Source organism: Burkholderia sp. 3C (genome assembly GCF_054589155.1).
In genome coordinates this window covers 1-9,084 of sequence record NZ_BAAILN010000012.1, presented here as the reverse complement: position 1 = coordinate 9,084, position 9,084 = coordinate 1, and the positions used below count along the sequence as shown (strand labels likewise).

The following is a 9,084-nucleotide window of genomic DNA, read 5'->3' as shown; positions in this document are numbered from 1 at the left end:
CCATGCCGCGCTTGCGCTCCCGGGCCGATACGCGAGCCCGGGCAATGTGTGATGCGAACGACCTGCTTAGCCGCGCGTCGGGTAGACGCCCTGCATCGCGATGATGAACGTCAGGCCGAGGTACGGATTGCGGATCGAGAACGGCAGGCTGCCACCGGCCGTCGAGTTGGTGATCGACGGGGGCGCCATCGTCACGCTCGCGTTGAACGGCAGCAGGTTCGTGTTCGGTGCGGCGGTGCTGTACACGGTGGCCGTGTGGCCGCTCGATGCGCCCGGGCCGAGCACCATGTTGTTGCCCGGCACCGATTGCGGCGCCGTGGTGGCGGTGGTGGCCGGGATCGAGATCGACACGGTGCTGGTGCCGCCGCCGCCCGTTACGATCGCAGCGTGCGTGTGGATCGGCATGTTGGAGCTGAGCAGCGTCGTCGTTTCCGTGCCCGACGATTCGCCGATCACGATGTTTTGCAGGCCGGCGCCTTGGCCGGTGCCGACCGGGCTGCGGCCCATCATGTTCGGCAGGCCGAAGGTGCTGGTGCCGGTGCCGCCGTAATTGGTGCCGAGCAAGGCGAACAGCGCGTTGTTCTGCGCAATCGAAATAATCTGGCCCTGACAGAGCGCCCAGCCATAGGGCGCAAAGTCGAAAGCGACCATGCGGATTTCGCCAAGATACTGATCGGACATGTTGACTCCTGAAGGAGGTCGGTGGGGAAAGTGACGGGTGTTGTTATGAGGCTTGCGCGCCGGCCGGCGTGTCCGGCTCGACGCGGCTATGAATCACGGCGCACAACGTGCCGGCGCCGGTATCGAGCGGGCGCGTCGGGGTCACGAACAGCAGCCAGGCACGGCCATCCGGCGCGCCGAACCGATAGGTGTCCTGCGGCAGCCGTACGTCGATCGGCAGTTCGAAATGAGCGAGATAGCAGGTATGGGCCGGATTCATCGCGACGCCGTCCGGCGCCTCGGTGAGACGCGTCTGCGTCAGCGGCACGGCGGCCTCGTCGGCCGTCGAGATGACGAGGACCTGGCCGATCAGGCCTTTCAACTCGTCGTGGGTAGGCAGTTCCGACACATCAATTCCCAGGCGTTGGTCCGTACGCCCGCCGGTCGTCCACACCCCCTGGCAGGCCGATCGGCGATCCTTGTGATCCATTTCGGGCTCGGCCTCGTGTATCCGGGCCATAACTCCGCAACGGGTCCTTTTGCATTTTTTTCACGGGACCGTATTCCCGTGACGACTTTTTTTAAAACCTCGGAAATAAGGTTTCGATTATCACTTCGCTATGTGTCTGGATCGGTTAACGCCATCCATGACGCTTTCTTTAGGGTTACATGCGAATTTGCGAAACTGTCGCGATTTATTTTTCATCATGCTGCTGTGGTAACGCGGCGTAACGATGCCAGCGCCTCGGCCGGCCGATCGAACGGCGCCGCGTCACGCCGCATTGAGTCGTACACGCCGGTCGAACCGGTTTTCCGGAAACCCAGCCGCTGATACAGGGATTGCACCGGATTGTCGGGTTCCACGCTGAGGCTGACCGGCAGGCCCTGCGCGGCCGCCTCGGCCAGCACCGCGTGCATGAGCCGTGTGCCGAGGCCGGCGCCACGCCGGGCGGGCAGCAGGGCGATGTCGATCACCCGCACCTCGTCGCCGAGCTGCGCGGGCCGCCAGGCGTGGTACAGGCGGCCCACGGGCTGGCCGTCGAGCGCCACCACGTCGAAGCAGCCATGCGGGTAGTGCTCGCGATAGTAGGTTTGCTGCAACCGCGACTGCTCGTGCAGGAACGCGTCGATGCGTTCGGGCGGCCAGCCGGTACGCTTGAATTCCTCGCGGCGCGTGCTGACGAAAACTTCGCTCAGAAACGCGTCGTCATCCGGCGTGGCTGCGTGCAATGTCAATTCGGATTGCGCGCAAATGTTTGCGGGTGCCGAATTCACTGCTGGGACAGATGCCGGGACGGATTTCATGACGCCTGAAAAAGTTAAATGCGCGGCTGGAAAAATTTACTTTCGGGATGCTATCCAATTGTCTGATGAGCGGCAACTGGATTTTATTAAGCCGGATTCAGTGATTGCCCCAATGCCCGGCATTGGAAAAAATAAAACAAACGTTTTCGGGGACTGATTCGAAACACTTTTTCAAAAAATCGAGAAATTGCATAGGCAACTCGATTTGCGATCAAAAAACGCCACCAAGCGCGCAAAAAAAATCCCCCGCGAAGCGGGGGATTTTCATGTGGGCGACACGGCGCCGTGCCGCCCGTGGCGGCGCGGCGGAACATGCGAGCGTCAGTGCGTCGTCACGGGCTCGTCGTTCAGCGTGTGCAGGAACGCGATGATGTCCTTGATGTCGGCCTGCGTCATGGCCGGCTGATCGCCGAACTTGCGGTCGAACGGGGCATCGGTCACGTCGACGTTGGCCTGGTACTTGGCCGGGATGTCGTCGTATTTCTGCACCTTGCCGTCGGCGCCGCGCGGGTAGAACTTGCCCGGGTTGGTGTTGCGCTCGTTGTAGAAATCCATCACGTGCTGCAGGTCGTGATAGATGCCGTTGTGGAAGAACACCTGGCGCGTGGCCGAGTTGCGCAGCGTCGGCGTCAGGAACATCGAGCAGTACTGCGACTGATCCTTCAGGTCGGTACGGAACGGGCCGCACACGCCGATATCGAAGAACGCCGGGTCCTTGTTCTGGTTCAGCGCGTGGTTGCGCGGCAGGCCGAGCGCCTCGTACTGGTAGTCGGTGAACATCGGCGGCAGGCCGTCCGGGGTCGGTTGCGACAGGTGGCAGCCCGCGCAGTTGGCCTTGTCCGGGTCGTTGAACAGGCGCAGCCCGTTCAGTTCGGCGTGCGTCAGGCGCGCCTTGCCTTCGAGCCACTGGTCGTACTTGCTGTTGTACGGATGAAAGGATTGATCCTCGAACTGGAAGCGCGCGATCGCGAACATCACTTCCGAGATCGCCAGTTGCGGGTTGCTGAACAACGACTCGCCGAACAGTTGCTTGAGCGGCTTCGCGTACTGGCTGGCCTCGACGCGCTTGAGCACGCTGTCGGTGTCCGGGTTCGCCATTTCGACCGAGTTCAGCAGCGGGCCGAACGCCTGCTGCTGGAGCGTGTCGGCACGGCCGTCCCAGAACAGGCCGCCCTGCGGCACCATCTGCACCGAGGCCGCGCCGCCGGCCGTCTTCTGGTTCTTCACCACGCCCGCGTTCTGCGTGGCGAGCTGCTGGACGGTGGCCGCCGCGTCGTTCTCGCCGGCGTCCGGGCCGATGCTGAAGTTCGGCTGGCGCTCCAGGTATTTCAGCGACGGCGGCGGGCGGTAGCCCTGCAGCTTCATGTTGGTGCCGCCGAGCTGGGCGTCGAGCCCGTTCGGCGGGCCGTAGGCGTGCGCCGGGCTGTGACACGAGGCGCACGAGAGCTTGCCCGATGCCGACAGCATCGGGTCGAAGAACAACTGCTTGCCGATCAGCGCCACCGCCGACAGCGGCTGCATGGGCGGGCGTTGCAGCGTCACCGGATGCGGATTCGCGCCCGTCAGGTTCTCGACGATCTCGCCCACGGCGTCGGGCACGCTGGCCGGGTAGGCAACGGCATAGCCGGCGTAGCCGACCGCGGCGAGCACGGCGGCGCCGAGGATCGTCAGCGCGGCGTTGCGCAGGGTGCGGCGGCGCGGTGCCGGGGAAGAGGGCGGAACGACTGGCGTGACGGTAGCGTTCATACGGGTAGTGTCGTATTCGGGGCGGCCGAGGCCGCACAGGCAAAAAGCCGGCGCTTGCGCGCCGGCCGGTTTTTCGGTCAATCAGACCGGGTCGATCAGTTCGCCGGAGCGGCGCTCAGTTGCGTGCCGACCGTCGGGTCGAGGTACAGCGGCGTGGTGTTGGCCGTTGCCGTTGCCGACGTGTTCAGCAGGTCGCTCATGTCGCCAGCCGTGGCGTCGAACGAACCGCCACCCAGACGTGCACCGCCGAGCCAGTTGTCTTCGATGAAGCGCGTGACCGAAGCTTGCGTGATCGCCTTGTGGCTGACGTAGTTCGTCTTGGCGTACGGCGAGATCACGACGAACGGGATACGCGTGCCCGGACCGCAGCGGCCATTGACCGGCTTGCCTGCGACACCCAGCGGTTGCGTATTGGCGACGCCGCACAGGCCGTTGCCGTTGACTTGGTCGACTGCGTCGAACGAGCCCGAGGTCGGTGCCGTGTACAGGTGATCGTACCAACCGTCCGAATCGTCATACGTCACGACCACGGCCGTGTTCTTCCAGTCCGGCTGCTGCATCAGGAAGTTGACGACCTTCGTCACGAACGCTTGCTCGTCCAGCGGATCCGAGTAGCCAGCGTGCGCATCTTGTGCAGCCGGTGCCTTCAGGAAGTTGACCGACGGGTAGTTGCCGGCCTTGACTGCCGCGAAGAAGTCGTCCGTGTCGTACTGGTGGTTCGCCGGTTCAGCCGTCTTGCCGTCGGCTTGCAGGCTCGAACCGATCGCGGCCGTCGAGCTCGGACGCGTGTGGTTCGGGTTCGACGTCGAAGCGAAGTACTGGAACCAGTTGTGGTGCGGGATGTAGTCGGCCGTTGCCGCGCCCACTGCCGTCGCGATCGACGAGCGCTTGCATTGCGTCGTGCCGTTCGAGTTGATCGTCGACAGGTTGAAGCCGCCCATGAAGCCGCCCCACGTGACCTTCTGCGCGTTCAGCAGGTCGCCGACGTTCTTGCCCTGCATCATGGCCTGGTCGGTCGTGCTCGAGCAGATGTCGTAGCCCGGGTCCACGTCGTTGATCATCGTGTAGCCGCTTTGGCCATCGTTGATGTAGTACGTGGAAGCGGCGACCGTCGAAACAGCCTTCGACGTCTTCACGATCTGCATGCCGTTGGTGTTGCCCGACACCACTTCGAGTGCGCCCGGCGTCGACGGACCATACGTGTCCGTGAACGCGTTGTCGCTCATCGCGTAGTGCGAAGCGTAGTTCCACAGGGCCGTGACGGTGTTGCCGTCGTAGTAGCCCATGACCTGGCCCTTCGTGCCGAAGGCGCCCGCGCCGCCGGCCGTTGCGCTACCCGTGTAGAGCGGGAACAGGTCGGCTGCGCCGTTGTCGTAGGCTTGCTGTTCGGCGGTGTAGGCGTGGTTCTGGTCGGCCGACGCGGCTTGCGAACGGTCCAGACGGAACGGGTTCGCGGCGTTGGTCGTGTTCAGCGTGTTCGTGAAGTTGCCGTTGGCGGTGCGCAGCGTGCTGGTTGCGGCGCCGAGACCTTGAATGTCGGTCTGCGTGTTGGCGGCGGCCGTGAAGGCCGGTTCGCCTGCCGGGTTCGTCGCGTTCGGGTACGTACCGAAGTAGTGATCGAACGACACGTTTTCGCCGTAGATCACGACCAAGTGCTTGATCGGGGTCTTGGTCGTCAGGGCGTCTTGCGACGACACCGTGGCGGCCGGCGTGGTGCTCGCGGCGGGCGAGTTGTCATCATTGCCGCCACAGGCAGCCAGCGCGATCGCAGATGCGGCGCAGGCAGTGGCAATCAAGGTTCGACGAAGCAGCATTGTGTGAGACTCCAGTGGAAGACCGTCTTGTGTTTATTACGTAATTCCCCGTTCGAGACGGCGCGGACCATTGTTGGTAGCGGGCGGGGCCCTCGAAGCGGGAGACCCCCCCTGTCTTCGAAGTGCGTGCATTGGAACAGGCCGGTATGAAGCTGGCGGGAAGAGTTACTTTCGTAATCGTTACGTGTGCGTATCGCCTGTATTACGAAAACTTTGAATGGAAAGAAATGCGAAGGCGGGCGCGCGAGGGGTTTCGCTGCGCGCCTGGTAGGTCGGGCATGGATATGCCTGAAACCGTGACGCGAATTTGACGGCCAAATGAAAATCACGGGAAGAATCGATTTCCATTTCATTTCTTATCACTATCTGATTGCTTTCAATCGAGGGTGCCGGGCTGTGCCGAATGGCGGCGATCCCGTCATGGCCAATCGCACGCGTTCGTGCAGGGCCAGATCCCGTAAGGCGCGGCGTCCATCGGTGCCACGTCCGCACGGCGGGCGTGGCGTGCGGTTTCGGTCATGACGCCGGTTTCGGCGCGTTGCAGGGCGCGCCGAAATTCATCGGATGAAATTGGAAGTTATTACCAGGCTGAACGAAAGGTGATTCGAGGCGATCGGGGCCTCGGTCGATGACACACTATTTGCATCGATTTCATCGAGTTTTTCGCGGGTTTCCGCCGGTTTCGGTGGCCGCCGGCAGGTTGCGCCGGTGCAACCCGCTACAATTGCGGATTTTCGGCGCGCAGCCGGTGCCGTTCCGGGCAGATCGGGGCGGCTCGCGCGGCGCCTTGACGGGGGACAACAGGTGACGCCCGGGGCCGGGCGCACTGTATGGAGACACTATGGTCGACAACACACACAACGAGAACGGCGGACTGCAGCGAGGGCTCAAGAACCGCCACATCCAACTGATCGCCCTGGGCGGCGCGATCGGCACCGGGCTGTTCCTCGGCATCGCCGAAACGATCCAGGCGGCCGGGCCGTCGGTGCTGCTGGGCTACGCGATCGCCGGCATCGTCGCGTTCTTCATCATGCGGCAGCTCGGCGAGATGGTGGTGGACGAACCGGTGGCCGGCTCGTTCAGCTACTTCGCCGACAAATACTGCGGGCACTTCATCGGCTTCCTGTCGGGCTGGAATTACTGGGTGCTGTACATCCTCGTCAGCATGGCCGAATTGTCGGCGGTGGGCGTGTACGTGCATTACTGGTGGCCCGACATGCCGAACTGGGTGTCGGCGCTGGTGTTCTACGCGATCATCAACCTGCTGAACTTCGTCAGCGTGAAATCCTACGGCGAAACCGAATTCTGGTTCGCGATCGTCAAGGTCGCGGCGGTGGTCGGCATGATCGTGTTCGGCGGCTGGCTGCTGCTGTCGGGCGGCGCGGGGCCGGAGGCCGGCGTCGCGAACCTCTGGCGCAACGGCGGGTTCTTCCCGAACGGCGTGAGCGGGCTGGCGATGTCGATGGCGGTCATCATGTTCTCGTTCGGCGGGCTCGAACTGGTGGGCATCACCGCCGCCGAGGCCGACGACCCCTCGCGCAGCATCCCGCGCGCGACCAACCAGGTGCTGTACCGCATCCTGATCTTCTATATCGGCGCGCTCGGCGTGCTGTTGTCGTTGTTCCCGTGGCAGAAGGTGGCGAGCGGCGGCAGCCCGTTCGTGCTGATCTTCCACGCGCTCGGCAGCGACCTGGTGGCGAACGTGCTGAACGTGGTGGTGCTGACCGCCGCGCTGTCCGTCTACAACAGCGGCGTGTACTGCAACAGCCGGATGCTGTTCGGCCTGGCCAAGCAGGGCAACGCGCCGCGCGCGCTGCTGACCGTGAACCGCCGCGGCATTCCGGTGGTGGCGCTGGGCGTGTCGGCGGTGGCCACCGGCCTGTGCGTGGTGATCAACTACCTGATGCAGGGCAAGGCGTTCGGTTTCCTGATGGGGCTGGTGGTGTCGGCGCTGATCATCAACTGGGGGATGATCAGCTATATCCACCTGCGGTTCCGCCGCGCCAAGCGCGAAGCCGGCCAGCCGACGCAGTTCCGCAGCTTCGGTTATCCGCTCACCAATTACCTGAGCCTGGCGTTTCTCGCGGCGATTCTGGTCGTGATGTACCTGTCGCCGGGCTTGCGGCTGTCTGTCTATCTGATTCCGGTGTGGCTGATCGTGCTCGGAATCGGGTATCGTTGGCGCGGACGCCGCCCGAACGACACGGACGCGGCCCGCGGCGCATCGGCCTGAGCCGGTTGCCACGCATTTCATCGATCGACCAGGAACCACCATGTTCGAACACATCGACGCCTTTCCCGGCGACCCGATTCTCTCGCTCAACGAGAACTTCCAGAAAGATCCGCGCGAGCGGAAAGTCAATCTGAGCATCGGCATCTATTTCGACGAAGCCGGCCGCATTCCGGTGATGGGCCCCGTGCGCGAGGCCGAAAAGCAGTTGGCCGCCGCGATCGGCCCGAAGCCGTACCTGCCGATGGCCGGCATCGAGGCGTACCGCGACGCGGTGCAGACGCTCGTGTTCGGCAAGGATTGCGCGGTGCGCGACGCCGGCCGGATCGCCACGGTGCAGACCGTGGGCGGCTCGGGCGCGCTGAAGGTGGGCGCCGATTTCATCAAGCGCTACTTCCCCGGCACGCCGATCTGGGTCAGCGACCCGAGCTGGGAAAACCATCGCTTCGTGTTCGAGCGCTCGGGCCTGACGGTCAACACCTACCCGTACTACGACGACGCCACCGGCGGCCTCAAGTTCGACGCCATGCTGGCCGCGCTCGACGCGCTGCCGCCGCGCAGCGCCGTGCTGCTGCACGCCTGCTGCCACAACCCGACGGGCGTGGACCTCGACGACGCGCAATGGCTCAAGGTGATCGACGTGCTGCAGGCGCGCGAGCTGCTGCCGTTCGTCGACATGGCCTACCAGGGCTTCGGCGCGGGCCTCGACGCCGATGCGTTCGCGGTGCGCGAAATCGCGCGGCGCGGCATTCCGGCGCTGATCGCCACGTCCTTTTCGAAGAACTTCTCGATCTACGGCGAGCGTTGCGGCAGCCTGTCGGCGATCTGCGAGGACGCCACGACGGCCGGCCGCGTGCTCGGCCAACTGGCCAGCAACGTGCGCGCGATCTACAGCAACCCGCCGACGCAGGGCGCGAAGCTGGTCACGGCGGTGCTGAGTTCGCCCGAGCTGCGCGCGCAGTGGGAAGAGGAACTGGCCGCCATGTGCCGCCGCATCGCGCGCATGCGCACGGCGATCCACGACGGCCTGAAGGCCCATATCCAGGGCGAGGCGCTGTCGCGCTACATCAAGCAACGCGGCATGTTCACGTACAGCGGGCTGACCGAAACGCAGGTCGATGTACTGCGCGAGCAGCACGGCGTCTACATTCTGCGTTCGGGCCGCATGTGCGTGGCCGGGCTCAACGAGTCGAACGTCGGCATCGTGGTCGATGCGATCGGCGAGGTGATCGCAAGCGGGGTCTGAGCGCGGCGCTTCGGCGCTGGCGCCGGCTGACCTCCTGAACGGGGCCGCCGCCTCGTGTCGCGAATGCGGCACGGGCGGCGGCC

The 9,084-nt window shown here is 64.4% G+C and carries 8 protein-coding genes; 3 read left to right on the top strand and 5 right to left on the bottom strand.

The window, feature by feature from the left end; all coding sequences use genetic code 11:
• Positions 1–66: 66 nt before the first annotated feature.
• The 3 genes from ACYP33_RS01180 to ACYP33_RS01170 form a co-directional block, all read right to left on the bottom strand.
• Positions 67–681 carry a phage tail protein gene (locus ACYP33_RS01180; protein ID WP_459619180.1) on the bottom strand — a complete coding sequence of 205 codons (615 nt, stop codon included), beginning with the start codon at positions 679–681 and terminating at the stop codon, positions 67–69.
• Positions 682–724: 43 nt separating this feature from the next.
• Entirely contained in the window at positions 725–1,069 is a 345-nt protein-coding gene (locus tag ACYP33_RS01175) for a DUF6916 family protein (protein WP_459619178.1), read from the bottom strand.
• 296 nt (positions 1,070–1,365) lie between these two features.
• The gene (locus ACYP33_RS01170; protein ID WP_414447477.1) at positions 1,366–1,896 is read right to left on the bottom strand and encodes a GNAT family N-acetyltransferase; all 531 of its coding nucleotides are present in this window, start codon (positions 1,894–1,896) and stop codon (positions 1,366–1,368) included.
• Between the two features lie 16 nt (positions 1,897–1,912).
• Here ACYP33_RS01170 and ACYP33_RS01165 point away from each other — a divergent pair, with 16 nt between their 5' ends.
• A complete protein-coding gene (locus tag ACYP33_RS01165; protein ID WP_459619175.1) occupies positions 1,913–2,122 on the top strand; it encodes a hypothetical protein in 210 nt (69 codons plus the stop codon).
• Positions 2,123–2,286: 164 nt separating this feature from the next.
• Here ACYP33_RS01165 and ACYP33_RS01160 read toward each other — a convergent pair whose 3' ends face one another.
• Complete coding sequence (locus ACYP33_RS01160) at positions 2,287–3,711, bottom strand: cytochrome-c peroxidase (protein WP_459619174.1); 1,425 nt, start codon at positions 3,709–3,711, stop codon at positions 2,287–2,289.
• 95 nt (positions 3,712–3,806) lie between these two features.
• Positions 3,807–5,525: a phospholipase C gene (locus ACYP33_RS01155; protein ID WP_459619172.1), complete on the bottom strand. Its 1,719-nt coding sequence runs from the start codon at positions 5,523–5,525 to the stop codon at positions 3,807–3,809.
• An 841-nt stretch (positions 5,526–6,366) separates the two neighbouring features.
• Between ACYP33_RS01155 and ACYP33_RS01150 the strand changes: the two genes are divergently transcribed.
• Both ACYP33_RS01150 and ACYP33_RS01145 read left to right on the top strand, forming a co-directional pair.
• A complete protein-coding gene (locus ACYP33_RS01150) occupies positions 6,367–7,758 on the top strand; it encodes an amino acid permease (RefSeq protein ID WP_414439325.1) in 1,392 nt (463 codons plus the stop codon).
• 40 nt (positions 7,759–7,798) lie between these two features.
• Positions 7,799–9,001 (top strand): amino acid aminotransferase, encoded by a 1,203-nt coding sequence (locus ACYP33_RS01145; protein WP_459619169.1) that lies wholly within the window; start codon positions 7,799–7,801, stop codon positions 8,999–9,001.
• Positions 9,002–9,084: the final 83 nt, after the last annotated feature.